Genomic DNA, 25,442 nt, shown 5'->3' with positions numbered 1-25,442 from the left:
CGCTCCCGTCACGACCGACTGTCCCACACTCACGCCGCGTTCGGATTCGTGGACGCTCGTTTGCTTTCCGCCCTCGGAATCCATCATCTAATGGCCTTATACTGTATTCATCCGTCTGGATAGTCGGTGCTTCCGCCCGATATCGAGAGAGAATCCATGGTTCGTAAAAGATAATCGTTTAGTAGTTGTGTATGTTCTGCTAACACGTGAAACTCTGAATGGTATTTCGCAAATACCTCTTCGAGGGGCGCGATTGTAAATCCCATTGCGCCATCCGTTCCGAGACGGCGAGGTGGGGGCCGTGACCGAGTTCGTCCCGACGACGTGTATGCGGTGTGCAGTCGGGTGTGGGCACGTCCAGCGGACCCCCGAGCGGGGATACGGGCTCGAGACCGTCCGCGGCGATCCCAGCCATCCGGTCACCCAGGGGCTGGCGTGTCAGCGCGGCGTCAGCGAGACCGCCGAGCCGGCCGGCGAGTGGCTGACCCGGCCGCTCGTGCGCGAGGACGGCGAACTCGTGCCGACGACCTGGGAGTCGGCGCTCCAGCGCGCAGCGGAAGGGCTCGGCACCGCACTCGAGGCGGGTCGCGATAGCGTCGCCGTACTGGGGAGCGGGCAACAGACCAACGAGGCCGCCTACGCGCTGGGAAAACTCGCCCGTGGCGGCTTCGGAACCCGGTACTACGACGCCAACACGACGCTGTGTATGGCCTCGGCCGTCACGGCCTACTACGACGCGTTCGGCAGCGACGCGCCGCCGCCGACCTACGACGACATCCCCGAGGCCGAAACACACGTGGTCTGGGGAGCGAACCCGGCCGCCGCCCATCCGGTCATGTTCCGCTGGATTCGGCAGTCCGCGGACGAGGACGACTCCGAGCTCGTCGTGGTCGACCCCGTCCACAGCGAGACCGCCGAGGTCGCCGACCACCACGTGCCACTCGAGCCCGGCGGCGACCTCACGCTCGCTCGAGCCGTCCTCGCCCGCGTCGTCGAGACCGACCGCGTCGACGAGGCGTTCGTCGACGAGGCGACGACCGGGTTCGAGGAACTCCGCGCGGAACTCCCCGACGCGGCGGCTGCCGCCGAGATGGCGGGCGTTTCGATGGCCGACGTCGACCGCCTCGCGGCGGCGCTCGAGGATCCGTCCGTGCTCTACTGGGGAATGGGAATCAATCAGAGCGTCAACGGGACTGCAGCCGCGGGCGCGCTGATCGATCTGTGTCTCGCGACCGGCAACCTCCGGCCGGGCTCGGGACCGTTCTCGCTGACCGGCCAGGCCAATTCGATGGGGACCCGGGTTTGCTCCTCGAAAGGGAGCTGGCCCGGTCACCGTCCCTTCGCGGATCCGGACCACCGGCGGGAGATCGCCGAGGCGTGGGACGTTCCAGTCTCGCGGTTCCCCGACGATCCCGGGCCGGGACCGGTCGGTATCGTCGACGCGATCGGCGACGATGTCGATGCCGTCTACGCGGTCGCAACCAATCCCGTCGCCGGGATGCCCGACGCCACGCACGTCCGCGACAAACTCGAGGACTCGTTTCTCGTCGTCCAGGACGCCTTCCGAAGCGAGACGGTCGAGTACGCCGACGTCGTCCTGCCCGCCACGACGTGGGGCGAGTCCGAGGGGACGACGACCAACATGGAACGGACCGTCTCCCGGGTCCGGGCGGCGACGAAGACGCCGTCGGGCGTTCGAACGGACCTCGAGTTGATCGACCAGTTGGCCGATCGCCTCCGTCCGGAGCTGTTCGACGACCGACTCGAGCCCGAGGCAGTCTTCGACGAGTTCGTCGCGCTGACGGCCGGCACCCCTGCCGATCTCTCGGGAATCAGCTACGACCGCCTCGAGGCCGAGACCGCGGTTCGCTGGCCGGCACCGGAACCCGACGTGTCGGGTGGCTACCGGTACTACGAGGCCGACGGTAACGACCCGGCGGACGACGGGGACGAATCCGCCCCCGAGCCGATCGACGAATCGTGGTCGTTCCACACCCCCTCGGGCCGGGCGCGGTTCTCGTCCGGCGAGGCCCGGCCGCTTCCGGAGCCGACGGACGAATCGTACCCGTTTACGCTGACGACCGCGCGCCGCCCGGACGCGTACAACACCGGCGTTCGGACCCGTAAGGACGAGCCGCCGACGGCTCGGGTCAGCCCGGCGACGGCGGCTGCCTTCGCGGACGAACTCGAGACGATGGCGGACGGAGACGAGGGACAGTACGCTCGCGTCGTCTCCCGTCGGGCATCGGTCGCGGCCCGCATCGAGGTCGACGAGGCGATCCCCGACGGGGTCGTCTGGCTGCCGATCCACCACCCCGACGTCAACGATCTCACGCTCCCCGACGCCGATCCCCGCTCGAACGAACCCAACTTCAAACAGTGTGCGGTGCGCCTCGAACCACCCCACGACCGGGACGTCAGGGCGGTCGCGGAAGCGAGTGCCTGAGTATCCACGACCGCGACATCGACTTCCGAACTGGCGAGCGTCCGCACACTCGAGAGACGTAGTGCCCGAAGCGAGGCGTCGTGGCCGCGAGTTCCGTCGTCGGCACCACTACGACGATTCTGGCTCGACGCATCCCGCTCGCGATCGGTCTCGCCGGCGGGTCGTCCCGGACTCGAGTGGCTCCGACGCCGAATGCGCCGGCTCCGACTGACGATCGAATCCGCCCGCTGTTGTATCCATTCGTCGAGTTCCGGTTGGGCAGCGGTCGTCGTCGCGATGGGACGTCCGTTTTTCGAACGTCTCGCACAGCATCGTCCGTCACCGAATCGGAGATCGCTCTGGAGTACACACGACGCGGCATGGAACCGCGTCGATCGCGTTTGGAATCGCCGATTTTCCACCGCGTTCGCTCGTGATTTACGTCCTAATACAGACAATATGCCATTGGAGATTCTACGCTCGCTCCCGCATACGATGTAAAATACACCATCCGTAAACGATTACCATTATATAATTTAGGAGTATGGGGATTAAACGTGAATTACGGCATGTTTGGGATAGAAATTTGCGAAATCGAGCCCGATAGTTCGGTTCGAGGGGTGGTCTCCGATGGCGCATAAGAAAGAGGCACTCAAGGAGGGCTGTTACGGCGACGAGGTCCGCGACCACATCCTCGAGTTCGCGGAAAACGGTGGCTACGAGGCGATTCCCGAGGACGAACGCGAAACGTGGTTCACCCGGTTCAAGTTCTGGGGACTGTTCCACCAGCGCGACGGACAGGAATCGTATTTCATGATGCGGCTGACCAATGCCAGCGGTATCTTGGAGCCCGACCAGTTGCGGACGATCGGCGAGGTCGCCCGCGACTACGCGACGGGTCCCGTCGAAAACCCCGAGTTCGGCAACGGCTGGATCGACCTGACGACCCGCCAGTCCGTCCAACTACACTGGCTCGAACTCGAGGACGTCCCGGAAATCTGGGAGAAACTCGAGTCGGTCGGCGTCCATTCTCGCTCTGCGGGCGGTGACACGATGCGCAACATCTCGGGCTGTCCGCTCCACGGGAAGGCCGAGGAGTTCGTCGAAGCCGGCCCCCTGCTCGAGCGCTTCGAGGAGGAGCTCCGCACGGACGACGCGCTCGCGAACATGCCCCGGAAGTTCAACATCAGCGCGTCGGGCTGTACGGTCGGCTGCGCGCAGGATTCGATCAACGACATCGGGTTCGAACCGGCGACGAAGGAGATCGATGGGGAGTCCGTGCGGGGCTTCAACGTCCGCATCGGCGGTGGGCTCGGCGGTCGCCAACCCCGCGCCGCGACGCCGCTTGACGTCTTCGTCCGCCCGGAACACGCCTACGAGGTCGGTCGTGGCTTCGTCGAACTCTACCACGATTACGGCGACCGACAGAACCGCTCGAAGAATCGGGCGCGATTCTTCGCCGAGGACTGGGGCATGGAGAAGATCCGGGAGACGCTCCAGGACGAGTACGTCGAGTTCGAAATGCACACGGCGGGCGAGGACTTCCGGGAGGAGTACACCTACAACGCTGGGCAACCCGTCGAGGCCGGCCAGCACGACCACGTCGGGGTCGGCGATCAGAAAGACGGGCAACACTACGTCGGCCTGAGCGTTCCCGTCGGTCGGCTGCCCGCCGAGGACGCGATCGAACTGGCCGACCTCGCCGACGAGTACGGCTCCGGCGAGATCCGGCTTACCCGCCGCCAGAACCCCGTCGTCGTCGACGTCGCCGCCGACGACCTCGAGGGCCTGCTCGCGGAACCACTGCTCTCCGAGTACCCCGCCGAACCCAGTCCGTTCGAGCGCGGCGCGATGGCCTGTACCGGCACCGAGTTCTGTTCGATCGCGCTGACGGAAACGAAAGGGCGGATGGCTCGCATGCTGCGCTGGTTCAACGAGAACGTCGAACTGCCCGACGACGTCGGCAAGATCAAGATGCACTACTCCGGGTGCACCGCGGACTGCGGACAGGCGATGACCGCCGACATCGGCCTGCAAGGAATGCGCGCCCGCAAGGACGGCGAGATGGTCGAAGCGTTCGACATCGGCGTCGGCGGCGGCGTCGGCGAGGACCCCTCGTTCATCGACTGGGTCCAACAGCGCGTGCCAGCCGACGAGGCACCCGGTGCGATCCGGAACCTCCTCCAGGCCTACGCCGCCCACCGGGCGTGCGAGACTCCGGCGGAGTCTCGAGCGGACGGCGGAGCCGTCCGGGGGCAGACGTTCCGCCAGTGGGTCGATGCGACCGGTACCGAACAGCTCGTCGAGTTCTGCGAGCCCCAGGAGACCGACTTCGAGGCACCGTACATGGCCGACGCCAAACAGTCGTGGTACCCCTTCGCGGAGGGCGAGTCCGCACCGACTCCGGCGGCCGAGGAGTCGGCGGCACCGTCGGACGACTAGACGTTACTCGAGCAGCGCCGCGACCATCTCGGAGACGACCGCCATCTCGTCGTCGTTGATCCCGTGGCCCATCCCCTCGTAGAGGCGCTTCGTTACGTCGGCGTTCATCGACTCGAGGACGTCGGCGGTGTCGTGAACCCGCTCTTCTGGAATGTGGGGATCGACGTCGCTACACCCGAGGAAGACCGGCGTCCCCTCGAGATCGCCGGGATACTCGTCGTCGAGTTCCTCGCCGATGAGGCCGCCGCTCAACGCGGCCAGCCCGCCGTAGCGTCGCGGGTTGCGGACGAGGTATTCGCTGGCCAGACAGGCACCCTGTGAGAAGCCGATCAGCATGATCCGCTCGGTCGGGATCCCGGCCCGGTTGGCCCGGCTGATCGCGTCGGCGATGGCCCGTAGCCCCGACGACCGGCCGGGCTCGTTTCGCTCGACGGGTGCGAGAAACGAGTTGGGATACCAGGTCTGGCGGGCCGCCTGCGGGGCGAGGACCGCGACGCCGTCCCGATGGAACTCCTCGGCCATCTGGACCATTCCGCGGGCGGTCGCACCGCGACCGTGGGTGCACACGAGCGCCGCCTCGGCGTCCGCGAGATCGGTCCCGCCCGTGACGAGTTGCTGGCCCTGATGTGGGCCCTCGACGCGGTCGGCCGCGCTCATTCGACACCACCGACGCCGGCGCTGGCGTCGGGGAGCTCGTGTTCGACGAGTTCGAGGCCCAGCGCTTCGATGGCACCCCGGAGGTGCTCGTCTTTGGCGTACTCTGCGCCGTCTTCCTCGCGGAGCTCTTGAGCCTTGGCGAGGACCTCGCCCCGGCGGTCGTCGGGCACCTCGTACTTGTCCGTCGAGAGTTCGATCACGAGGCCGTTGTTGTCCGTGGTGTAGATCGAGTGGAAGATACCCCGGTCGAAGACGTTGTACTGGTGGCCCGCGTCCTCGAGTGCCTGCATGGTGTTCTCGTAGTCGTCGGGATCGACGCTGAAACAGAGGTGGTGGACGGCACCGGTCCCGCCGCGCTGGCCCCGCTGGTTCGACGGGCGGTCGTCGCTGACGAAGAACGTCAGGATGCGACCGTCGCCCGTGTCGAAGAAGAGGTGCGTCTGCGAGGGGTCGTCGAGGTTCGGCTGGCGAAGGACCAGCGGCATCCCGAGGAGGTCCTGATAGAACTCGATCGTGTCCGCTTCGTTGCTCCCCCAGATGGTGATGTGGTCGGTCCCCGTCGTCTGGACTGGGCTGTCGGGTCGCTCTGCTGTAACTGGGTTCTGTGATTCGTTAGGCATCGTACTGGATTCGGTGGGTTCGGTTGGATCGGTCGATTCGGCGGGGTCGGGTGCCGCTGTGGGGTCGGTTACTCCGCGACCAGGTCACCGAAGACGCGCTCGGCGTCGGCGGGCACGTCGAAGTCGTGGTAGTGTTCACCACGGACGGTCGTCAGGATGTTGAGTCCCGCGGCGGCTCCGTCGCCGACGGAAATCGCGGCCTGCCACTCCTCGGGGCGGACCATCGCGCCGGTCGCGTAGACGCCCTCGACGCTCGTCTCCGTGTCGACGCCGACGTCGACGACGCCCTCCTCGGTGAACGCGACACCGAGGTCCTCGGCGAGTTCGCGGTTCGCACCCGTCGCGAGCACGACGAAGTCCGCCTCGTACTCGCCGTCCTCGGTCTCGACTGCGAAGCCATCGCCGGCCTCGCTGACCGCGGTCACTTCCTCGCCCTGTCGCCGATCGACGCCGAAGTCGTCGACCTGCTGGCGGGCCGTCGCCATGAACTCGCTGCCGCCAACCGAGCCGATTCCGAGGTAGTTGAACAGGTGGGCCTTGTGCATCCACGTTTCGTCCGTATCGAAGACGGTCGTCTCGAGGCCGTTCTTCGCGGTGAAGAGGGCCGCACTCAGTCCGGCGGGGCCGCCGCCAACAACGATCACTGTCGCATCGTCCGCAGTCGGTTCGTCGCTCATGTAATTACATACTGTCACCACAGGAATATCAACCCACTAGCAACCCCGGAGCCACCACGTGACATCAGTGTTAGCCGTCCGGATACCACAGCGATCGGCTGCCGGCGGTCGTTCTCGACGGCTTTCGTGACGCGACTCGTGGTTCCGTCGGCACCGTTAAGCCAGGTAGCATCGCTGGCGGACCACGGGTTGGCGGGCGATCGGCAGGGTGTTGTGTTGGCAACGCCGCGTGCCGATTCTCTCGAGATAGCAGCACCCGAATGGATGTGGGTCGTCGCGGTGCGCAATCGATTTCCGGGTGCCACCTCCCGGCACACCTCGGCGGCAGTTCTCAGATCGCGCTCCTTCGAAAAGTCACGTGCGTCGGCAGCGGGACGACGATCAGTGTTCCCGTCTCCCCTGTGGTGGTCTCGATTGGATCTGCCGACAGTATATTTTACTGTCTCTGTGGAGTTGATCTATCGAGCGGGTCCGGACCCTATCGGTCTCGAGGAGCGGTGGTGCTACGCTGTCGCTCACCGGTTGTTCACGGATCACGAGCGCGATGGGATTTGAACCACGGTCGCAGCAAGCTGCTTCCTGATTCAAATTCTACGTGCCGGTTCACTCGTCACTGCGTGACTCGTTACACGGGCGCGATGGGATTTGAACCACGCGAACGGCTCGCTATCGCTCGCCGTTCTCTCGTTCAAATCCCACGTGCCGGTTCGCTCACTTCGTTCGCTGCACGGGCGCGATGGGATTTGAACCCACGACCGTCGGATTAGAAGTCCGACGCTCTTTCCGGACTGAGCTACGCGCCCTCGAGTCCGAATCCACGACGGAACGGTATAAGCGGTTGGGATTTCCGATCGTAGTCGATCGCTCTTCGGTCCCGCGGTCCCACGTCGAACGGCGGGCCAGTGTAGTCCGTGTGGCGAACACAGCGTTTATACACGCCTCGCCGGTACGTTGAGTCAATGCACGTCATCGGAACGGTTGGGCTCCCCGGAAGCGGCAAGGGCGAGGCCGCGACCGTCGCACGCGAGGACGGGATCCCGGTGGTGACGATGGGCGACGTCGTCCGCCAGGAGACGGCCGACCGCGGGCTCGACCCCGCGACGGATCACGGCACGGTCGCGCAGGCGCTACGCGAGGAGAACGGTCCGACGGCGATCGCCGAACGATCGTTGCCGATGATCGAGGACCGCCTCGAGCAACACGACACGGTGCTGGTCGACGGCATCCGGTCGGGAACCGAGGTCGACGTCTTCGAGGCGGCGTTCGACGACGCGTTCACGCTCGTCAGTATCGAGGCTCCCTTCGAGGTCCGTGCCGAGCGGATCGACGAGCGCGGCCGGGACGCGAGCGAGGCCGAGGGCGGCGAAGGGCTCAAAGAGCGCGACGAGCGCGAACGCGGGTTCGGAATGGACGACGCCATGGCGCGATCGGACGTCGTCGTCGAGAACACGGACTCGCTCGAGGCGTTTCACGAACGGATCCGATCGATCATCGGGGAAACCGACGACGTGAACCGTGCCCAGGCGGAATCGAAATCATGAGCGAGATCTACCGCGTCGACGTCGAAATCACGGCACCGGTCTACGACACTGAGGTCACGGATCGCGTGATCGACGCCGTGGCCAACGTCTTTCCGACCGCCGACCTCGAGGAATCGTTCGGCGAAGTCAGGGGCGAGGCCCACGCGCTCGATCACTTCTCGGAGCTGTTGCACCGACAGGAGATCCTCGATACCGCCCGCGGCGAGTTCTTCGCCAACCGCGAGGGCGACATCTTCACCTTCGCGCTGAAGAAGCAGGCGGCCTTCGAGGACTACGTGAATTTCTCGGTCGGCAAGCCGGACGAACTCGGCGAGATCGCCGTTCGGGTCCGCGTCGAAGAGCCCAGCCTCGAGGAGTATATCGATCACATCGCACCGCCGACGGAGGACGGGCGACCGGTCGACGCCTGACTCTTCCCTCGGTTCGTCCGTCCCCGTGTCTTCGTTTCGCGGCCCGGGGCTCCGTGATCGTGGAGTCGATCGACGGCTTCCAGCTCGATCGACCGTCTGAGTGGTCCCCAACGACTGATGGGTATCGACAACGTAGGGCTGTCGAATGCACGACACGATACCCGTCACCGAAATCATGATCGAAGACGTCGTCACCGCTTCGCCGGACACGACCGTGACCGAGGCGGCGACGGTGCTCCGCGACGAGAGCGTCAGTTCCGTCCTCGTCGTTCGAGACGGCGACCCGGTCGGCATCGTCACTGAAGGCGACTTCGCGACACACCTCTGTGACCGACGGGACCTCGGCCACCACGAGCTGTCGGCGGTCATGTCGACGCCCCTGACGACGATCGAACCGACGGCGTCGATCGTCGACGCCGTGGAGCTGTGCCGGTCGGCGGACATCGAACACCTGCCGGTCGTCTCGAGTGACGACCGGACGACTGAGGCCGACGAGAGCGCGACTACGTCGGACCAGCGCGAGGGTGCGACGGATCTGCTTGGCATCGTCACGACGATCGAACTTTCCTACTACGTTCCACAACTCGTCCACCGTCCCACGGAGCCGCGCGAGCAACCACCCCGGAGGCAGGTACGGTCCGATACCCTCTACGAGCGCGACGACTGGGAGTTCGAGTACCGTGGCGAGGACGAGTCGACCGTCTCGGTCGGCGATAGCGCTCGGTTCTCGAAACTCGTCTCCGAAGACGACGTCGAGGCCTTCGCGGCGGCGACCGGCGACACCAACCGGGTCCACCTCGATGGGGCCTACGCCGCCGAAACCCGCTTTGGCGAACGAATCGTCCACGGCGTCCTCGCGAACGGGTTGATCAGCGCGGCGCTCGCGCGACTCCCGGGACTGACGATCTACCTCTCACAGGAGAGTAGCTTCCGTGCACCGCTCGCGATCGGCGAGCAGGTTACCGCCGTCTGTGAGGTTGTCGAGGCTCTCGGCGGGGAGAAATATCGAATCGAGACGACCGTGTCGGACGGCGACGGCACCGTGGTCCTCGAGGGGGATGCGGTCGTCCTCGTCGACCCCCTGCCGCCGATGGTCGCCCGGGAGGAAGTGACGACGACCCCGTAGTCGGGCCAGTTTACTCGGTACAATCCCCGACCGCATCGAGGGCGGCTTCGCCGTCGTCCCGATGGCGTTTGGCAGCGAGCGGATCGTCGGCTGCCACAGCGGCCCCCTCGCCGAACTCCCCGGCAGCCTGCCGCAGGTGACGCGTCTGGCAGTCCGCCGTCTCGACGTAGCCGGTCACTCCCTCGGGTGCGGTCTCCCTCCCGCTCTCGAGGTCCTCGCGGGCGCTCGAAAACGTCGATTCGGCGGTCTCGAACGCCGTCCGTGCCTCCTCGTACGCCCGGTCTTCCATGTGCGCTCGCCCCCGATCGAGCGCGCCGTACCCCTCCTCGCCGAGCGTCGCGTCGTACGCCCCGGCGAGAGCCTCGAAGGACGTCACCACGTCGCCGAGCGTCGCGTCGTACGCCCCGGCGAGAGCCTCGAAGGACGTCACCACGTCGCCGAGCGTCGCCGCCCCCTCCTCGAGGTCGGCGAGATCGACGTTGGCCAACTCGTCGAGTCGGTCGCCATCGAGGCCCCGAATGGTCGTGTCCGCATCGTCCCACCGCCCGTGAGCCTCGGCGAGTTCGGCGTGGCGGTCACCGACGGTCTCGCTCGCTCCCTCGATGTCGTCTTCCGTTTCGAGTGCCGCCGTCACGGTGTCGATATCGTCGGTGAGCCCCTCGTCGGTGACGGCGACCGTAACCGCGACCAGTCCCTCGAGGGCGTTCGCGTACGACCGCAGCGTCTCGACGTCACCTTGCCGATCCTCGCTCAGTTCGGACTCGGCTGTCTCGAGGTGATCACGTGCCGCCGAGAGATCGGTCTGGGGCTCCTCGGGATCGAACTCGACCTCGCCGGGGTTTTCGAGCCCCTCCACCTCGTCCAGCGACTGGGCGGTCGCGTTCAGTCTGCCGGCGGCGCGGTCAAGCGCGCGTTCGCCGGTTCGACTGCCGGCGTCGCCCTCGTCGGTCTCGGGGGACTCGCCGTCGTCGAGACAGCCGGCAGCAGTCGCGAGTCCGCCGGCGGTCGACCCGGCTCGAACGAGATACTGTCGACGGTTCATTCCTACTCGAGGGTACGTCTAGAAGTGTATTAACGTAGTGTTGCCGTGACTGTCCCCGATAGCGAACGACGGAGCGAAAACGAGCGTCGGTCGCCGTTCGTACCGATCGGAAGCGACTACGGGTGCGGCGTTAGCCGAACGGCCCCATACCGCCCATGCCGCCGCCACCGCCACCGCCGCCCTGTTGCATCTGTTGCATCATGCGTTGCATCTCCTGTTCGGAGCCCATTCCCTGGAACTGCTTGATCGTGCGTTCCATCATCTTGTACTGCTGGAGTAGCTGCCGGACCTGTTCTTCCTCGGTTCCCGAGCCACGGGCGATCCGTTCGATCTGGCTCGCGCCGATGGCCTTCGGATACTCCTTTTCGGCCTCGGTCATCGAATCCATGATTACCGAGAACGTACGCATCCGCTCCTGTGTGACGTCCATCGCGTCGTCGGGGAGCTGATCCTTGATCCCGCCCCCGAGGCCGGGGATCATGTCCATCACCTGATCGAGGGGGCCCATGTTGTTCATCGCCTCCATCTGCTTTTGCATGTCGTTGAGGGTGAACTGCCCCTGGAGCATGTCCTCGGGGTCCCAGTCGTCTTCCTCGATCTCCGTCTGCTCCATCGCGCGCTCGACGCGTTCGGCGAGCTGACTGAGATCGCCCATGCCGAGCAGCCGCGAGATGAAGCCGTCGGGCTCGAACCGTTCGACGTCCTGGACCTCCTCGCCGGTCCCGAGGAAGGCGATCGAGGAGTCGGTCTGGTCGACGGCGGTCAGCGCACCGCCACCCTTCGCCGTCCCGTCGAGTTTCGTGATGACGACGCCGTCGATCCCGATCGACTCGTCGAACTGCTGGGCCTGGTCTTTCGCCCCCTGGCCGATCGCGGCGTCTAAGACGAGCAGGGACGTGTCGGGGTCGACGACGCCCTCTATCTGCTCGATCTCGTCGATCAGGTCGTCCTCCAGCGCGTGGCGACCGGCCGTGTCCACGATGTGAACGTCGGCCTCGCTCGTCTCCTCGAGTCCCTTCCGGGCGATTTCGACGGGGTCCTCGCTGTCGGGATTCCCGTAGAAGTCGACCTCCGCGCGCTCGGCCATCTCCTTGGCCTGATCGTACGCGCCGGGTCGGAAGGTGTCCGTCTGGACGACCGCCGGGCGCAGGCCTTTCGTCGAGAACCACCAGGCCATCTTCGCGGCGGACGTCGTCTTCCCGGATCCCTGCAGCCCCGCCAGCAGGATCGTCTGTTCCTCGAGGGGCAACTCGGTCGAGTCGCCGATGAGATCGACCAGTTCCTCGTAGACGATACGGAGGACGAAGTCCCGCGCGGGGGTGCCAGCGGGAGGTTCCTCCTCGAGGGCCCGCTCTTTGATGCTGTCCGACAGCTCCATCACGAGCGAGACGTCGACGTCGGCGGAGAGCAACGATCGCTGGATCTCCTTGACGATCTCCTCGATGTCTTCTTCGCTGAGTCGCGACTTCCCGCGGAGCTTGTCGAGGGTGCCCCGCAGAGAACTCCCGAGATCGTCGAGTACCATTTGCTCGGTCTACGGGGCGACGGCGTTAAAGGTTTTATCTATAGGTACCTCCGGCAGTCACTGCACACCCGATCGCACGACAGCGGCGCGATCAGTGTGTCAAATCGTGTCAGTGGCTCCTCTCGTCGCCAGTCCGTCGAGCTGCCCCAAGGGTCCTGACGGTGTGCGAACGAGAACGAATTCCGACTCGAGTCGCGCCGGAACCGGGGCGCGACCGGGCGACGGTCGAGACGGAGCCACCCCGAACTGTGGCCGTCGCACGGTAAAACTCCCCTTCAGCGGCGATAAACGTCACCCGAGAATTCGTTTGCGTTCCGCCGGCGTGAGCTCGACGGGGCCGACGGCGACGGCGGTACAGTGTTCGCACTCGAAGGCCCCGTCGCCGCTGTCGTAGGTGTGGATCGGTTTCCCGAGCAGGAAGAAGGCGTCGCGCTGCTTGCGCGTGATGACGGCGTCGGCGCTCTCGCCGCAGTTGGGGCACCACTCTTTCCCCGACGCCGGTTCCTGGTAGGTCACCTTGTGACGGCCGAACAGGTTCCCCTCGTATGCCTCCGCCTCGGTCTGCTCGACGAGCGCCTCCGGCGGGAGCGGATCCGACTCGAGGTCGTTGTCGTAGCCGCTCTCGGCACCCGTGGTTGCCGTGACGTACGGGCCGACGCTGACGCGGTTGTCGCGGCCGACGAAGTAGACCGTCACGTCGACGGCCCGGCCCTCGATGCGGACCTCGTTCCCCCAGCCCGCGACGTAGAGGGTGAGATCGTGTCGTGCGTCGGTCACGGTCAGTTCGTTCTTCGCGCCCCTGATGGAGACGCCGTCCCGGGGATCGCGGACGTCTCGAGTCTGTCGCCACCCCGAGACCGAGACCTCGTAGTCCTCCGGCGACCGAGTGGGCGCGGCCGCGTCGTCGTAAAAGACTTGCTCGGCACCGATCGTCGAGAGCGTCTCGGCCGCCCCGTGTTCGACGAAGACGTCTTCGGCCCCGGTGACGTGAACGTCGCCGTCGACGCCGTCGACGTAGCCGTCGTCGAGAGCGCCGGTCAACACCGTCCGCGCGTCCTCGGAATCGGCGGGTTCGTCGCCGGCCGGGACGTCCGTGAAGACGTACTCCGGATCGTGAATCGTGAGCCGCCCCGAGACGCTCTCGGCGCTCACGTAGACGTCTTCGGCACCGCGGAGTTCGACGGGTGCGGTCTCGCCCCCACCGACGCGTACGTCACCCGAGAGCTCCCGCCGCACCGCGTTCTCGTTTCCGGTCATCCTACGCTCGAGCTACTCAGTCAGTTCACTTCAACGGTTCGGAGGGTGGATGAAGGCGAGACACGTAAAATCATAAAACGTTTTGTGGGAGAACACTCACGGGAGCGTATGAACCGACGGCGTCTCCTCCGCACGTCCGGACGCGGACTGGCGATCGCGGTCGGCGGACTCGCCGGCTGTCTGGGGAGTGACGACGAAACCCCGCCGCCACGCGAATCCGTGGTGTTCGACGACGTTTCGATCACGGACGGAACGATGGAAATCGACCTCGTCTCGGAGCCGAAAGTCGAATCCCGAGACGAGAACGTCGACGCCGCGGCCGTCGGCTCGCTCGTTCCGGTCGGCACTGCTCGCGCAGGCTCGCGGTCGTCGAGTTCGCGCCCGAGCGGCGCGACCGGTCGTGGCAGCGGCGGTCACTCGTCGGCTCCCAAAGGCCGCCACGGCTGGGCTATCTACGGTGGAACCTCCGGACACCACTGGCGCGATGACCACGAGGACGACATCCGGATGTATCGCGCAAGCATCGCCGCCCTCGGTGTCGCCTACATGGGCTCGAACACGAAGTACCAGGCGATGTCCCCGGGTCCGGATCCGGCCGACTGGGAGCGGGAGTGGTCCGAGCCGGAGCCGGGAACGACGGTGGAAGCCGATCTGGCCGCCATCGCGTCGGAGCCCCGCTCCGAATCGACGTCGAGTGTGGCGAACGAATCCGTGTCGCCCACGGCGAACGAATCGGCGTCGGACCCGGCGTCGAGCGCGAGGGAAGGGTGGTACCGCGTCGGCACGCGCCTCGAGTCCCCCGACGGCGATACCGACTTCGAGTGGCAAGCGGCGGACTTCAGACTCGAGCGGGCGAGCGATGGGCTGGCCGTCGACGAAGCCTGGCACGTTCGTCCCCGAGTGTGATCCGCGCTCGCGACTCGAGTTCGATGAGAGTGCTGTGACGTTCGATCGAGGGGTGTTCAGTGTATGGCCGAGGACGGAACGACTGACGGGACCGAGACGAGTGGGTCCGAGCCAACCGACGGTTCGGGGAGCGGTCGGTCCGAGGGGGAAGTGTCGTCCCGGCACCTCGTTACCGATCGGCGGGTGGCGCTGTCGGTGACGTTCGTCGTCGCCTTCTGTTCGATCGCCTACGAACTCGTCTACTCGGAGTTGCTCACGGTGTTTTTCGGCGGGACCGTCCTGCGGTACTCGATCACGATCGGGCTCTACATGTTTTCGCTGGGGGTCGGATCGGTCCTCTCGGCACAACTCGGCGAGCCCGAATCGAACTTCCTCCGGACCGAGGTCTACCTCGCGATCGCGGGCCCGGCGGGAGCGATGGCGATCGTCGCGATCAACTCGCTGCCCCCGATCGACGTTCCCGGCGCGGGGCCGACGATCCTCGCGCTCTCACACGTTCCGATCCTCGTCGTGGGCGTGCTTTCGGGGTTCGAGGTGCCGCTGTTGACCGATCTCGTCGAGAACCGCGAGGAGACGGTCTTCGCGTCGCTCGGGCGGCTCTACCCGCGACGGATCGTCCGCGCGATCCTCGGCGCGTTCTTTACGATCGACGACCCCGACAACCGGTCCTTCTCCGAGGTCCTCGGCGTCGACTACCTCGGGAGCCTCGCCGGGACGGTCGTCTACGCACTGGTCTTGTATCCGCGATACGGGCTCGTCGTGAGCGTCTTCGCTCTGGGGCTGTTGAACGCACTCGCCGCACTGGGCTTTGCCGCCTGGACGTTCTCGAATGCGGCCCGCACGCTCTCGCGACCGACCGTCGGACAGTGGCGCGCCGTCGTCCTCGTCGGCGTCCTCCTGACCGGCACCTATGGGGGGCTCGTCGCGCATCCGAACGCGGTCGATCGGGCGGTGACGACGACCTACCTCGAGCGGACCATCGAACGGGAGTACCCTCCGGGCGTGGCCGATGTCGAGACGCGCAGCTACGACACAACGTCCTACCAGACGGTACTCACCTACGAACGCGACGTTCAGGGGCATACCGACACGGAAACGTGTCTCCACCTCGATCGGGCGATCCAGTTCTGTGATCGCTGGGTCGACTCCTACCACAGCGGACTCGTCGACATCCCGATGACGACGTTCGACGACCAGTCTTCGGTCGACGTGTTGCTCGTCGGCGGCGGCGACTACATCGCCGTCGATCACCTCCGCCAGTACGACGCGTCGGTCGATCAGGTCGACATCGACGGCGAGTTCCTCGAGATGGCTCGGGAGCGGGAGTTCTTCCGGCAGTACAACGACGACGCCTACGAGTACGACCGCTTGAACACGACGACCCAGGACGCCTTCACGTACCTCCAGGAGAGCGACGAGACGTACGACCTCGTCCTTCTCGACGTGCCGGGTGTCCGAAGCGACGAGACGATGTCGCTGTACTCGACGGAGTTTTACACGCTGCTCCGCGAGCACCTCAGCGACGACGGGCTCGTCGTCTCCTGGGTCTACACGAGCGGCGACCACCCGACCCACAGCAAGGTCTACGCCAACACGGTTCGCGCGGCGGGCTTCGACCAGTATCTCCCCTACTACGCCTACGACGACCTCGACGGCGACGGGGGGCTCGAGCCCGGCGAGCGCTTCTACGTGCTCTCGGACGGCCCGACGCCGACGCCCGACCTCGAGCGCGCCGAGAGCGACTACGTCCACGCAAACGCCGAGACGTTCGGGGAGTGGCGGTGGCGATCGCTTCCCGAGTACCGGGGCGTCGAACCGAACAGCGTCTTGCACCCGAACTACGACATCATCGTCGACTGATCATGCCCAAGGAAACGCTCCAGTTCGTGCACGCCGACCGCCCGCCGGCGACCGACGGCGTTCGCGTCTTCGACTCGCTGACGCGACGGTTCATGGGAACCGAGTTCACCTTCCGAATCATCGGGAGTTCACACTACGTTAGCGCCCCGGAGTTCGGCTTCTACGAGCTCTCGACCTGTGAGCCGGTCTCGACGGCGGATCGCGGGGCGGCCACGGTTCCGCTCGAGCCCGACCGGCCGTCCCGCCGGCTCACCTTCGAGAACGACGCGATACAGTGCGTGACGGAGATCGAACATCGGCCGCTGTCGGCGTTTCCCCGCACCCGGTATCGCTCCCGTCCCCGATCGTTCGATCTCGCGTACGCCTTCGACGGACCCCCGGAGGCCGTCACGACGATCGAGATCGACGCGAACGGCTACGAGACCTATCACACCTATCCGGAATACGAACTCGCGTTGTACACCCGAACGGTCTTGACGACGGACCGCGACTCGTCGCCACTCGATTCCGCCGCTCCCCGCCCGACGTCGACGGGAGACCTGACCGACACCGAACCACCGATGAGAGACATTCAGACGGATGACTAACGACTCAGACTCGAACGACGGAACGGGGACCGACGGCGAACGTACCGTCGCCAGCGCTGGCGGCGACCCACAAACGGAGTCGGATGCGCGTCTCGCGGCGGAGACGTCCGTGGACGTCGACCCCTCGATCTTGCACCTCTCGCCCGCTCAGCGGGAGGCTCGAGGGATCTCCGACGACGAGGTTCGCGAGACGTTTCGCTCGGTCCTCGTCCACGGGACCGACGCCCAGAAAGACCTCGGTGGCGTCACGCTGCCCGAGATCTCGTTGGACCGGACGACCCTGACGAGTGTCGATCGGCACCCGATCGATCTCAGCGGCGCGACCATCGAGGGGCTCTCCCTCGAGCACACGCGGGTGACGCTGCCGATCGTCCTCGATGGTGCGACGATCGGATCGCTCCGCCTGCAGGAGGCCCACGTCGAGGCACCGCTGTCGTGTTCCGACGCGACGATTACCGGTCCCGCGAGCTGCTTCGAGGCGAAATTCGACGACGACGTCGCCTTCGACGGGACGACCTTCGAGGGCCCCCTCGACTGCGACGAGGCGACCTTCCGCGACGGCGTCCGCTTCGACGGCGCGACGTTCGACGAGGAGGTGACCTTCCGCGCGGCCGAGTGTCACGGCGACTCGAATCACCTCGAGGACAACACGACGTTTTCGGGGACGACGTTCCGCGCGAACGCTACCTTCCGGGAGACCGAGTTCGGCTTCACGCGGTTCGATGCCGTCGACTTCCGGGCGGAGGCGGTCTTCCAGGAGGCGACGTTCACCGGCGACGCCGAGTTTCGGGAGACCGCCTTCGATGCGCTCGCGGACTTCGACGAGGTCCGGTTCGGGGGCGACACCGCCTTCGACGACGTCGCGTTCCACGGCCGAGCGGACTTCCGCGGGGCGACGTTTTCCGGTGGCGCTCGCACGCTGGTCGACGACGCCAGTTTCGAGACCGCGACCTTCGGCGACGACGTCACGTTCCGCCACGCGTCGTTTCGGTTCGTCACGTTCGCGGGGGCCGACTTCGAGGGGATCGCGCACTTCGAGTCGGCGACGTTCGACGGCGACGCTGACTTCCCCGACGCGTCGTTCGACGGCGAGGTCGACTTCGACGAAGCCCGGTTCCGCGAGGACGCCGACTTCTCGAACGCCCGGTTCGACGGCCCCTGCGTGTTTCGCGGCTGCGAGTTCACCGGCGGCGCGAACCACCTCAAGGACGACGTCTCCTTCGAGGGGGCCCGATTCGCCGACGATGTCGACTTCCACGACGCCGAGATCACGTCCGCGAACTTCGTCGGGACCGCCTTCGGCGGGACGATCGACTTCAGCCGCTGTGTCGTCTCCGAGCGAATCGACTTCGAGGCACGCGGAACCGACGCCGACGCGTTCGTCGACTTCACTCGTGGCAAGATCCGCAGCGGCCGAATCGTCCAGCCCGCCGAGGGCTGGGTGCGATACGACCTGACGCTCGCGAGCGTCGGGGACGTCGATCTCGAGGCCGAGCGAACGCGAGACCGCCGCCAACTCCTCGATTACTTCCGGTTCTGCCGGACGGAGTTCGACGAGTTCGACGGACACACGTTCGACTTCAGCGGCCACCGCGAGTACCTCGATCGAAACGGCTGGTCCATCCACGACTTCGACGAGCCGCCAGCGGACGTGGTCGACCGGGAGTACGCCCTCGAGATGACGCCGGAAGTGATCGAAACGACGTATCTCAAAGCCAAACAGAGCGCGAGCGCGAACGGCGACATGAAAACCGCCGGCGAGTTCCGCGTCAAACGGCAGCGCTACAGCCGCCGGAAGAACCTCGAGACCGTCCGCGATCCCGAGGAGGGGATCTGGACCCGGACCAAGAACCTCGGGCGGGCTGCGGAGAACTTCTTCCTCGGGATCACCTGCGGGCACGGCATGCGACCGATGCGGATCGGCATCATGTTCGCCATCGCGCCGATGGCGTTCGCGATCCCCTACCTGTTCGACGGGCCGCTGTTCGAGACGGGAGCGGAGGGCGTCTACGAAACCATCTACTTCAGCTACATCAGCTACACGACGATCGGCTACGGCGACATCGGGCCGATCGGTCCGATCGCCCGGTTTCTCGCCGGCTCTGAAGCCTACCTCAGTACGATCCTCGCGGCCTTGCTCGTCTACGCGCTGGTCAAACGATCCGAACTCTGATCGGGCGCGGCCGAGACCGCGTCGACGCGTATTTTACTCGACCGGGAGAAGACTCACGTATGAGTTCCGACGCAGACGTCGATCCCTCCGACTACGAGGGACTCGAGGACGCGGACGTGACCATGCGAGTCAACGATCACGGCCTCCACATCGCCGACGACGAGGAAACCGGCGTCTCGAGCCAGGGACAGACGCCCGAAGATGCCCTCGAAAACCTCGCGGCGGCCGTCCGGTCGTATCGGGAAGCGACGGCCGACGATACCGGAGACGACTGGCTTTAGGCGGCCGGCATGACGGCGGGTGGCGGGCACGTCCATTCGAACTGCAGGCGCTCGTTTTAGGCATCCGTCCCTCGTCGGAATCGGTATGGAACGCTACGATATCGTCGTGCTCGGGGGCGGCTCGGGTAGTCAGGTCGCGACCGCGGTCGCCGAACAGGGTCTCGAGGCGGCCGTCGTCGAGCCCGGCCCGCTCGGCGGGGCCTGCATTACCCGCGGCTGTGTGCCCTCGAAGGCGCTCATCCATCGGGCCGACGTGGTCACGGACGTTCGGAGCGCCGACGAATTCGGCGTCGACGCACGATTGAACGGCGTCGACTACGGCGAGATCACGGCCTCGATTCACGAGACTGTCTTCGAGAAGGCGGACGCACAGGAATCCACCCTCCGGAACAGCGAGACCGTGACGCTCTATCGCGGCGAGGGTCGGTTCGTCGACGATCGAACGATCGCAATCGAGCCGAACGCTGCCGAAGACGGACCGCAGGAACTCAGCGGCCACACCGTCGTCATCGCCGTCGGCGGTCGACCGATGGTCCCGTCGATCGAGGGACTCGAGGACGTCGACTTCCACACGAGCGACGACGTGCTCTTTCTCGCGGAGCGGCCCGACGAACTGGTGATCGTCGGCGGTGGGTATATCGGAGTCGAGCTGGGCTATTTCTTCGGCGCACTCGGGACCGAGGTGTCGATCGTCGGTCGCAGCGACCGGCTGGTTCCCGGCGAGGACGGCGACGTCAGTGCGGTCGTCACGGATTCGATGCGGGCCTACTGCGACGTCTACACCGACCACGAGGCCACGGCGGTGCGTCAGGACGACGGGTCGGTCGTCGTCACTGCGGAACCGAGCGACGACGGTGACGCGGTCGAACTCACCGCCGACGAACTCCTGGTGGCGACTGGCCGACGGCCGAATACGGACACGCTCGACCTCGAAACCGCGGGTGTCGAGACCGACCAGAAGGGGTACATCGAGACCGACGGGCACCTCGAGACGACCGTCGACGGCGTCTGGGCGCTGGGCGACGTCCTCGGCGACCAGCCGTTCAAGCACACGGCCGACTACGAGGCCCGTATCGTGACGGAAAACGTCCTCGACGACGCCGGCCGGACGGTCGACTACGGGGCGATGCCTCACGCGATCTTCACCGAACCGCGGGTTGCCAGCGTCGGCCGAACGGAGGCCGCGCTCGCGGCCGACGGTCGCGAGTACGAGGCCGTCACCGTCCCCTACGACGCCGCGCCGATGGGGATGATCCTCGAAGCCGACGACGGATTCGTGAAGGCGCTCGCCGCGCCAGACGGCGACATTCTGGGCTGTCACGTCGTCGGCCCGCAGGCGTCGACGCTGATTCACGAGGTCGTCGTCGCGATGGACGGCGGCGGCACCGTCGCGGACGTCGCCGATCCGGTCCACGTCCATCCTGCGCTGAACGAGGTCGTCTACGCGGCGTTCGACGAGCTTTCGGACGCGAAGTACTCGACGGCACCCGACTGGCGAGACGTGAGCGGGCGGAACTGAGGGTATTCGCTGGCGCTCAGCACGGCCGGCGGATCGAGCGATTTCGGACCCGCGGAAAAAATACCGCACAGGGGAGTGAACGCGTGTCGCTCCCTAGTCTACGATGAACCCACTCGCCAGCTCCAAGACCTCCGATTTGGAGCGCGGATCGTCGAACGCCGCCGGGAACCCGATCTCGCCGTTGAGCTCCCGGAGGAACGAGGCGTGTCGTGCCTCGACGCTGTGGATACTCAGTGCCGGCGCGACGAGTTCGAACGTATCGATATACGGCGCGGCACCGGCGTACGCCGAGACGCCGATATCCTCGAGCGTGGCGGCGGTGGCGATGAACTCCGCCGGATCCTGGACGGCCGTCCCGAAGTCGAACTCCGGACTCTGGACCGGTTCGCCGCCCACCGCTTCGACCGTTCGTCCGAGGACTTCCACGTGCGTGATCTCGTGATCTCGAACGACGCGGAGCCGGTTGAGGACCCGGTCCTGAATCGGCCCCCACTCTTCGAACTGCCGTTCGAGGGCCGCCTCGTCGATGTTCCGGATCCCGCGGGTGTAGAACTCCGCCTCGAGGTACTCGAGGGTGAGCGCGTAATTGAGGATCTCGACGTCGCTCCCGAATTCGTCGGGGACTGCGTCGGGCGGTGTCTCCGCCGGCTGGTCCTGTGGCGCTTCGTCGGTCGTTCCGTCGTGGTCTCCGTCTCCGGACGCCGCTGCAGTGCCGACAGCGCCTGTCGCCAACGCTCCGGCGAGGCCGCCGAGGACGGGTCGTCGACCGAGATCGAATCGATCTGAATTGTCGTTGGTCATGCGTGGGGGGTACCCGGATCGAACAACCAGGAACCGATGGTAAATATCGCGCAATCGTTTCCGCGTCCAACGTACGCTTCCGGCAGACTCCCTTGATATCACGACAGAGGACATCGCCGACACGGTCGTGATTAGTTGAAAACTATCGATTCGGTATCGACGAAACCCATACGTTCTCAGGTATTTCGCGAGCGGACGTACTGCGGCTACAGGGGGGTCAGGCGTCCTCGGTCGCCGAGATCGGCCCCGTTTCGATCTCGCCGTCGTTGGCGAGCCACTCCGTGAGACTGCCCTCGTAGAAGCGGACGTTCTCGTAGCCGAGCGCTTTCAACACGACGTAGGTGTGGCTGATCCGTCGCGCGGTGTTACAGTAGAGGACGATCTCTCGATCCGGCGTGATGCCGTGGTCGGCCAGCAGCGCCTCGAGTTCCGCTTTCGGCTTCAACCGACGGGTCTCGTCGTCGACGACCTCGCGCCAGTCGAACAACACGGCACCCGGCAGGCGGGCCTCCTCGAACTCGTCACGCTCGCGCGTGTCGACGAAGACGGCGTCGCGCTCGAGGGCGTCCACGACGGCGTCGTAGTTCACGAGCGGGCTTTCCTCGGGCGCGAGCGGGTCGGGTTCGTAGTCCGTCGGTTCGACCTCTGGTGACTCGCTGGTCGTCTCGTACTCCCGGTTCCAGGCGCTGTAGTCGCCGTCTAACAGGCGCACATCGTCGTGACCGTACTCGAGGGCGGTGAGCACGAAGCGGGCGGCGAAGACACCGTGGGTGTCGTCGTAGGCGACGATCGTGTCCTCGGGACTGATCCCCGCGTTACCCAGCAGTTCGGCGACGGCCTCGGCACCTGGCAGGGTGCCCCGGTCGACGTCGCTCTCGTCGCGGTAGCTGTCGAAGGGAACGTTCACTGCACCGGGGAGGTGACCGATCCCGTCGAACTCCCAGGCATCCCTGACGTCGACGATGCGTACGGTGGGATCGTCCAGACGCGATGCGAGCCAGTCGGGGGAAACGACGACGGAGTCGTCCATTACGCCGACGTTCGGAACGGAGACTCGAGTACGCACCGGTTTCGGGTCGATTTCGGCTTCCGGGACAGTGGCAACTCTTGCTTGTTTTTAGTGGGGGTGCTGATCCGTTCCGATTCGCAGATATCGATACTCCCTCGAAAGCGGCGAAAGCAGCACCTGCTCGGACGGGAACGAGAATCGGCGCTGTGAGAGTCGGCAAATATCCCCGAAAGAGTCGACTGGTGTCCGAATTGACCGGTTAAGAAGTCCCTTTGTGTGTCGCCATCGTGGGAACGGGTATGGCAACCGACTACGCCAACGACGTACTCGTCACGGCCGACTGGGTCGCTGACCGACTCGACGACTTCCAGGACGACGACTCCGACCACCGACTGGTCGAGGTCGACGTCGACACGGAAGCGTACGAAGACGCCCACGCGCCCGGCGCGATCGGGTTCAACTGGGAGACCCAGCTTCAGGACCAGACCCAGCGAGACATCCTCGAGAAGGAGGACTTCGAGGAACTCCTCGGGAGCCACGGCATCAGCGAGGACGACACGGTCGTCCTCTACGGTGACAACTCCAACTGGTTCGCTGCCTACACCTACTGGCAGTTCAAGTACTACGGTCACGACGAGGTCTATCTGCTCGACGGCGGCCGCGAATACTGGCTCGAGAACGACTACCCGACCACGGACGAGGAGCCCGACTTCTCGGAGAAAGAGTACGACGCCGCCGGTCCGCGCGAGAGCATCCGCGCCTACCGAGAGGACGTCGAGAACGCGATCGACCGCGGCGTCCCGCTGGTCGACGTTCGCTCGCCCGAGGAGTTCTCCGGCGAGATCCTCGCCCCCTCCGGCCTGCAGGAAACCGCACAGCGCGGGGGCCACATCCCCGGCGCGAAGAACATCTCGTGGGCCGCCGTGACCAACGACGACGGCACCTTCAAGGACTACGACGAACTCGAGGAACTCTACGCCGAGGAAGACATCGACGGCGACGAGACGACCGTCGCCTACTGCCGCATCGGCGAGCGCTCCTCCGTCGCCTGGTTCGCGCTTCACGAACTGCTCGGCTACGAGGACACCGTCAACTACGACGGCTCCTGGACCGAGTGGGGCAATCTCGTCAACGCGCCGATCGAAACCGGTAGCGGCGAGTAAGCGTAGTCGCGCGAACGGGCCGCGCTCGTTCGTGACGAACACTACACAGTCTCCGAAGCCGACGATTTTCGAGTCGACCACCGAGCCAGCGAGTGGCGTCGCTCCTCTCCCGCCGTCGACACTCCCGTCGAACCAGTCGCGGGACTGGTCGCCCGCCCGACCGGATTACTCCTCGTGGATGTGGTTCGACGCGATGTCGTCCGGGGTCACGACTTCGAGGTCGCCGGCCGATTCGCGGTCGGCGAGAGCGGCGACCGTCTCCTCGAACGCCGATCGCGATTCGCCGGTGAGGTCCCCGTACGTAAGCGTCGTGATGGTCCGGAACCGGGCCGTCCGGTCGAGCAACTGCGTCGCCTCGTCGGCCGACGGGCTGACCGCCCGCGGCGCGAGTGCGGGGTTCGATAGGTTTCCGTGGCCGGCGTAGCCGCCGACGAAGCCGATGTCGTGGTGCTCCTCGACGGCCGCCATCGTCGTCCCGTCGTACCGGTTGAGCGGATACGCGAAGTAGTTCGCACCGTCCTCGAAGCCGTTGTCCTCGAGCCATTCGATGGCACCCTGGATCTGGTCTCGCTGGGACGACTCGCTCTCGCCGGCGAGATCGCTCGCGGACATGCCCTGGCTGCCGATCGTCCAGCCGTCGCCCTGGAGGGTCTCGAGTTGGCTGCGACTGAGGTAGCCGCTCCCGCCGACGTAGTCGGTGGGAACGAACACCGTCGCGGGGAGGTCGTGTTCGGACAGCGTCGAGCGGGCTCGGGTGTAAACGGACTCGGCACCGCCGTCGAACTGGAGGAGGACCTTGCCCGTCTCCGGCCGGGAGACGAAGTGGAGGTCGTCGACCCAGACCGTCACGGACCGCCCCTCGCCCGCCCACGCGGAGATCTTGACGTGCTCGATCGCGCTCAGATCGGGATCGCCGTCGGTGTCGATAACACTGAAATCGTGGTGTGCAAACGGGAGTCCCGGGACGGTGGTACTCTGGAGGAGCAGCCGGTTGCCGTCGGTATCGGTGAGCTGAACGACCGGATCGACGTCGTCCTCGGTCATGAACGCCACCGCGGGGAACTCGTCGGAGAGGTCCCGAACCGAGTCGAACCGTCGTTTGATCATGACCCGATCCTCGCGCATCCCGGCTTCCATCCGACCGGACTGCTCGCCGACGTACGTTCGGTCTTCGTCCAGTTCGAGCGAGCCGTCCATCACCTCCCACATCGAAAGGTCGTCGAACTGATCGAACGACCCGGGTTCTTCGTCGATCGTATCCGAGTCATCGGACTCGTTCCCGTCCGTTTCGTTTGGATCGTCCGAGGTGTCAGAACCACTCAGCGCGGAACAGCCACCGAGCGTCGCCGCAGCAGCCGTCACCAGATACGCTCGTCGTTTCATTTCGCTCGTGGACAGTCCCGGCGTGGTAATTGTTATGC

21 protein-coding genes and 1 tRNA gene are annotated in these 25,442 nt (G+C 65.8%); 12 read left to right on the top strand and 10 right to left on the bottom strand.

Annotation, left to right across the window (positions count from 1 at the left end):
* Positions 1-328 precede the first annotated feature (328 nt).
* Positions 329-2,446, top strand: coding sequence for an assimilatory nitrate reductase NasA (gene nasA / locus J0X27_RS07715; RefSeq protein WP_242634241.1), 2,118 nt, complete (start codon positions 329-331; stop codon positions 2,444-2,446).
* 609 nt (positions 2,447-3,055) lie between these two features.
* A complete protein-coding gene (locus J0X27_RS07710) occupies positions 3,056-4,867 on the top strand; it encodes a nitrite/sulfite reductase (RefSeq protein WP_207271782.1) in 1,812 nt (603 codons plus the stop codon).
* 3 nt (positions 4,868-4,870) lie between these two features.
* Here J0X27_RS07710 and J0X27_RS07705 read toward each other — a convergent pair whose 3' ends face one another.
* The 4 genes from J0X27_RS07705 to J0X27_RS07690 all read right to left on the bottom strand — a co-directional run bounded on the left by J0X27_RS07705 (position 4,871) and on the right by J0X27_RS07690 (position 7,624).
* Positions 4,871-5,524 (bottom strand): alpha/beta hydrolase, encoded by a 654-nt coding sequence (locus J0X27_RS07705; protein ID WP_207271781.1) that lies wholly within the window; start codon positions 5,522-5,524, stop codon positions 4,871-4,873.
* The gene (locus J0X27_RS07700; RefSeq protein ID WP_207271780.1) at positions 5,521-6,144 is read right to left on the bottom strand and encodes a VOC family protein; all 624 of its coding nucleotides are present in this window, start codon (positions 6,142-6,144) and stop codon (positions 5,521-5,523) included. The genes J0X27_RS07705 and J0X27_RS07700 overlap by 4 nt, the downstream gene beginning before the upstream one ends.
* Before the next feature lie 68 nt (positions 6,145-6,212).
* Entirely contained in the window at positions 6,213-6,821 is a 609-nt protein-coding gene (locus J0X27_RS07695) for an NAD(P)/FAD-dependent oxidoreductase (RefSeq protein ID WP_207271779.1), read from the bottom strand.
* Between the two features lie 728 nt (positions 6,822-7,549).
* Positions 7,550-7,624 (bottom strand) — tRNA-Arg (locus J0X27_RS07690).
* A gap of 156 nt (positions 7,625-7,780) precedes the next feature.
* On the opposite strand from J0X27_RS07690, the gene J0X27_RS07685 reads away from it, so the two are divergent.
* The 3 genes from J0X27_RS07685 to J0X27_RS07675 all read left to right on the top strand — a co-directional run bounded on the left by J0X27_RS07685 (position 7,781) and on the right by J0X27_RS07675 (position 9,898).
* Positions 7,781-8,362, top strand: coding sequence for an AAA family ATPase (locus J0X27_RS07685; protein WP_207271778.1), 582 nt, complete (start codon positions 7,781-7,783; stop codon positions 8,360-8,362).
* Positions 8,359-8,772, top strand: coding sequence for an RNA-binding domain-containing protein (locus J0X27_RS07680; RefSeq protein ID WP_207271777.1), 414 nt, complete (start codon positions 8,359-8,361; stop codon positions 8,770-8,772). Before J0X27_RS07685 ends, J0X27_RS07680 begins: the two co-directional genes overlap by 4 nt.
* Before the next feature lie 145 nt (positions 8,773-8,917).
* The gene (locus J0X27_RS07675) at positions 8,918-9,898 is read left to right on the top strand and encodes a CBS domain-containing protein (protein WP_207271776.1); all 981 of its coding nucleotides are present in this window, start codon (positions 8,918-8,920) and stop codon (positions 9,896-9,898) included.
* Positions 9,899-9,908: 10 nt separating this feature from the next.
* Here the strand turns inward: J0X27_RS07675 and J0X27_RS07670 are convergent, their stop codons facing one another.
* The 3 genes from J0X27_RS07670 to J0X27_RS07660 form a co-directional block, all read right to left on the bottom strand.
* Complete coding sequence (locus tag J0X27_RS07670; protein WP_207271775.1) at positions 9,909-10,940, bottom strand: hypothetical protein; 1,032 nt, start codon at positions 10,938-10,940, stop codon at positions 9,909-9,911.
* A gap of 130 nt (positions 10,941-11,070) precedes the next feature.
* A complete protein-coding gene (locus tag J0X27_RS07665; protein ID WP_207271774.1) occupies positions 11,071-12,465 on the bottom strand; it encodes a signal recognition particle protein Srp54 in 1,395 nt (464 codons plus the stop codon).
* A 291-nt stretch (positions 12,466-12,756) separates the two neighbouring features.
* On the bottom strand, positions 12,757-13,722 hold the full coding sequence (locus J0X27_RS07660) for a DUF8108 domain-containing protein (RefSeq protein ID WP_207271773.1): 966 nt from the start codon (positions 13,720-13,722) through the stop codon (positions 12,757-12,759).
* Positions 13,723-13,830: 108 nt separating this feature from the next.
* On the opposite strand from J0X27_RS07660, the gene J0X27_RS07655 reads away from it, so the two are divergent.
* From J0X27_RS07655 to J0X27_RS07630, 6 genes are all read left to right on the top strand, one after another.
* Positions 13,831-14,628, top strand: a complete 798-nt coding sequence (locus J0X27_RS07655; protein WP_207271772.1) for a hypothetical protein — start codon at positions 13,831-13,833, stop codon at positions 14,626-14,628.
* Positions 14,629-14,691: 63 nt separating this feature from the next.
* Positions 14,692-16,488, top strand: coding sequence for a spermidine synthase (locus J0X27_RS07650; protein WP_207271771.1), 1,797 nt, complete (start codon positions 14,692-14,694; stop codon positions 16,486-16,488).
* Positions 16,489-16,490: 2 nt separating this feature from the next.
* Positions 16,491-17,075 carry a DUF2617 family protein gene (locus J0X27_RS07645; protein ID WP_207271770.1) on the top strand — a complete coding sequence of 195 codons (585 nt, stop codon included), beginning with the start codon at positions 16,491-16,493 and terminating at the stop codon, positions 17,073-17,075.
* The gene (locus J0X27_RS07640) at positions 17,068-19,248 is read left to right on the top strand and encodes a pentapeptide repeat-containing protein (RefSeq protein ID WP_207271769.1); all 2,181 of its coding nucleotides are present in this window, start codon (positions 17,068-17,070) and stop codon (positions 19,246-19,248) included. Before J0X27_RS07645 ends, J0X27_RS07640 begins: the two co-directional genes overlap by 8 nt.
* A 59-nt stretch (positions 19,249-19,307) precedes the next feature.
* A complete protein-coding gene (locus J0X27_RS07635) occupies positions 19,308-19,529 on the top strand; it encodes a type II toxin-antitoxin system HicB family antitoxin (protein WP_097381206.1) in 222 nt (73 codons plus the stop codon).
* A gap of 85 nt (positions 19,530-19,614) precedes the next feature.
* Entirely contained in the window at positions 19,615-21,048 is a 1,434-nt protein-coding gene (locus J0X27_RS07630; protein WP_207271768.1) for a dihydrolipoyl dehydrogenase, read from the top strand.
* Between the two features lie 93 nt (positions 21,049-21,141).
* Here J0X27_RS07630 and J0X27_RS07625 read toward each other — a convergent pair whose 3' ends face one another.
* Both J0X27_RS07625 and J0X27_RS07620 read right to left on the bottom strand, forming a co-directional pair.
* On the bottom strand, positions 21,142-21,849 hold the full coding sequence (locus J0X27_RS07625) for a ferritin-like domain-containing protein (protein ID WP_207271767.1): 708 nt from the start codon (positions 21,847-21,849) through the stop codon (positions 21,142-21,144).
* A 217-nt stretch (positions 21,850-22,066) separates the two neighbouring features.
* On the bottom strand, positions 22,067-22,879 hold the full coding sequence (locus J0X27_RS07620) for a sulfurtransferase (RefSeq protein ID WP_207271766.1): 813 nt from the start codon (positions 22,877-22,879) through the stop codon (positions 22,067-22,069).
* A gap of 278 nt (positions 22,880-23,157) precedes the next feature.
* Here J0X27_RS07620 and J0X27_RS07615 point away from each other — a divergent pair, with 278 nt between their 5' ends.
* A complete protein-coding gene (locus J0X27_RS07615; protein WP_207271765.1) occupies positions 23,158-24,021 on the top strand; it encodes a sulfurtransferase in 864 nt (287 codons plus the stop codon).
* A gap of 165 nt (positions 24,022-24,186) precedes the next feature.
* On the opposite strand, the gene J0X27_RS07610 is transcribed toward J0X27_RS07615, so the two are convergent.
* On the bottom strand, positions 24,187-25,404 hold the full coding sequence (locus tag J0X27_RS07610) for a polysaccharide deacetylase family protein (RefSeq protein ID WP_207271764.1): 1,218 nt from the start codon (positions 25,402-25,404) through the stop codon (positions 24,187-24,189).
* Positions 25,405-25,442: the final 38 nt, after the last annotated feature.

Source organism: Natrinema longum, assembly GCF_017352095.1.
Classification (GTDB): Archaea; Halobacteriota; Halobacteria; order Halobacteriales; family Natrialbaceae; genus Natrinema; species Natrinema longum.
This window is presented reverse-complemented; position numbering and strand designations above follow the sequence as displayed.

Bases quoted from the DNA above. Each gene is read 5' to 3' on its own strand.
- J0X27_RS07680 (WP_207271777.1), top strand. From the start codon at position 8,359: ATGAGCGAGATCTACCGCGTCGACGTCGAAATCACGGCACCGGTCTAC.
- J0X27_RS07630 (WP_207271768.1), top strand. From the start codon at position 19,615: ATGGAACGCTACGATATCGTCGTGCTCGGGGGCGGCTCGGGTAGTCAG.
- J0X27_RS07665 (WP_207271774.1), bottom strand. From the start codon at position 12,465: ATGGTACTCGACGATCTCGGGAGTTCTCTGCGGGGCACCCTCGACAAG.
- J0X27_RS07610 (WP_207271764.1), bottom strand. From the start codon at position 25,404: ATGAAACGACGAGCGTATCTGGTGACGGCTGCTGCGGCGACGCTCGGT.
- J0X27_RS07685 (WP_207271778.1), top strand. From the start codon at position 7,781: ATGCACGTCATCGGAACGGTTGGGCTCCCCGGAAGCGGCAAGGGCGAG.
- J0X27_RS07705 (WP_207271781.1), bottom strand. From the start codon at position 5,524: ATGAGCGCGGCCGACCGCGTCGAGGGCCCACATCAGGGCCAGCAACTC.
- J0X27_RS07700 (WP_207271780.1), bottom strand. From the start codon at position 6,144: ATGCCTAACGAATCACAGAACCCAGTTACAGCAGAGCGACCCGACAGC.
- J0X27_RS07640 (WP_207271769.1), top strand. From the start codon at position 17,068: ATGACTAACGACTCAGACTCGAACGACGGAACGGGGACCGACGGCGAA.
- J0X27_RS07645 (WP_207271770.1), top strand. From the start codon at position 16,491: ATGCCCAAGGAAACGCTCCAGTTCGTGCACGCCGACCGCCCGCCGGCG.
- J0X27_RS07615 (WP_207271765.1), top strand. From the start codon at position 23,158: ATGGCAACCGACTACGCCAACGACGTACTCGTCACGGCCGACTGGGTC.
- J0X27_RS07625 (WP_207271767.1), bottom strand. From the start codon at position 21,849: ATGACCAACGACAATTCAGATCGATTCGATCTCGGTCGACGACCCGTC.
- J0X27_RS07675 (WP_207271776.1), top strand. From the start codon at position 8,918: ATGCACGACACGATACCCGTCACCGAAATCATGATCGAAGACGTCGTC.
- J0X27_RS07695 (WP_207271779.1), bottom strand. From the start codon at position 6,821: ATGAGCGACGAACCGACTGCGGACGATGCGACAGTGATCGTTGTTGGC.
- J0X27_RS07710 (WP_207271782.1), top strand. From the start codon at position 3,056: ATGGCGCATAAGAAAGAGGCACTCAAGGAGGGCTGTTACGGCGACGAG.
- J0X27_RS07670 (WP_207271775.1), bottom strand. From the start codon at position 10,940: ATGAACCGTCGACAGTATCTCGTTCGAGCCGGGTCGACCGCCGGCGGA.
- J0X27_RS07660 (WP_207271773.1), bottom strand. From the start codon at position 13,722: ATGACCGGAAACGAGAACGCGGTGCGGCGGGAGCTCTCGGGTGACGTA.
- nasA (WP_242634241.1), top strand. From the start codon at position 329: ATGCGGTGTGCAGTCGGGTGTGGGCACGTCCAGCGGACCCCCGAGCGG.
- J0X27_RS07650 (WP_207271771.1), top strand. From the start codon at position 14,692: ATGGCCGAGGACGGAACGACTGACGGGACCGAGACGAGTGGGTCCGAG.
- J0X27_RS07620 (WP_207271766.1), bottom strand. From the start codon at position 22,879: ATGGACGACTCCGTCGTCGTTTCCCCCGACTGGCTCGCATCGCGTCTG.
- J0X27_RS07655 (WP_207271772.1), top strand. From the start codon at position 13,831: ATGAACCGACGGCGTCTCCTCCGCACGTCCGGACGCGGACTGGCGATC.
- J0X27_RS07635 (WP_097381206.1), top strand. From the start codon at position 19,308: ATGAGTTCCGACGCAGACGTCGATCCCTCCGACTACGAGGGACTCGAG.